Source organism: Dietzia sp. DQ11-44 (assembly GCF_014145205.1).
Lineage (GTDB): Bacteria > Actinomycetota > Actinomycetes > Mycobacteriales > Mycobacteriaceae > Dietzia > Dietzia natronolimnaea.
Genome location: NZ_JAALEC010000213.1, coordinates 1 through 1288, shown reverse-complemented (window position 1 = coordinate 1288; position 1288 = coordinate 1). Strand labels below are relative to the sequence as shown.

General features: G+C 66.1%; 1 protein-coding gene and 1 pseudogene. One reads left to right on the top strand and one right to left on the bottom strand.

Going from position 1 to position 1288, the window contains the following annotated elements; translation table 11 throughout:
* Nucleotides 1-29 precede the first annotated feature (29 nt).
* A pseudogene (locus G6018_RS06300) lies at nt 30-287 on the top strand (TetR family transcriptional regulator); the annotation flags it as partial.
* A gap of 535 nt (nt 288-822) precedes the next feature.
* Here G6018_RS06300 and G6018_RS06295 read toward each other — a convergent pair.
* A partial coding sequence (locus G6018_RS06295) for an oxidoreductase C-terminal domain-containing protein (RefSeq protein ID WP_277817758.1) occupies nt 823-1288 on the bottom strand: 466 nt, incomplete at its 5' end.

Genomic DNA, 1288 nt, shown 5'->3' with positions numbered 1-1288 from the left:
GACGAGCAGGACTGGTAACAGGAGGATGTATGACGGAGCCCGAGCAACGGACCCCCAAGCAGGACCGTAGCCGCCTCACGCGGGAACGACTGCTCGGTGCCTCCATCGATCTCCTGGCGACACAGGGCTGGGCGGCGACCACCGTGGGTGCGGTGGCCGCCGCCGCCGGCGTCTCCCGGGGCGCCGCACAGCACCACTTCCCGACCCGGGAGGACCTCATCACCGCCGCGCTCGGTCACATGATCGAACAGCGGATCGAGGACGTGCGCAGGGTGGGACTGGATCTCGGCGAGGACCTCGTCCTTACGCGCCGACTCGGCCTCAGCCTTGCCGAGCTTGCGTTCCAGCTCGGCGATGCGGGCCTGCTCGGGACTGCGCGGGCTGCGGCCAGCCTTCTTCACCCCGCCCAGGGTGCCGGCGGCGATCGCGGCCCGCTATTCCTTGACGTGCGAATCATAGAGACGCCCCCGGCGCAGGACGGCGCCCTTCGCGCCGGCGGGGGCCGCATCATATTCAGCAACGATCCGACGTGTGAAGTCCGCGGTAAAGGACCGGCGCTTCGCCCGGTCGGACCACGGGCCCTGCGGATCCGCCGCCGGCGCGACGAGGCCCCAGCCTCAATCCACACTGACCGGGTGTCTCACCTCAGTGTCTCTACGACGGTCTCAACGCTGGGCAGGTGTAGGTGCGCAGCATGTGGTGCCGAATCGCTTCACACTCCGGGTCCCACCCCGCTCGACGAGGGTGGCGAATCACGGTCGTCAATTGATGTTCCTTTCCGAAACACGGTCGCTGCTCGTCGTATCCAACACCCACGATCGATCAACTGCGGGCAAGTCCGCCGAGCATCAGCTCGGCCCTATCGACGGGAAGCTGCTGGGTGATGGCTCGCTTGCTGAACATGAAATCGCGGGGGCGGTTGATGCAGTCTGCAGCAAGGAGCTCGCCACCACGGAGGTAGAAGCAGCTGAAGTCGCGGTCCCGGGTGGGGTCACCGCTGAGGACGACTTCGTCGTAACCGGTGTTGAGACCGGCGATCTGCAGCTTGAGATCGTATTGATCTGACCAGAACCAGGGCAGCGACACTGCGCTCTTGGACTTCCCGCAAAGGGTAGCCGCGGCGAGTTTCGCCTGATCGGTTGCTCCGGGTACGCACTCCAGCCGGACTCGGCGACCGTATCGAGAGATGTACTTGCTGGCACAGTCTCCGGCGGCAACGATGGCTGGGTCACTGGTTCGGGCGTGCTCGTCGATCACCACACCATCGTTCAGGGTCAAGCCCGCCGCC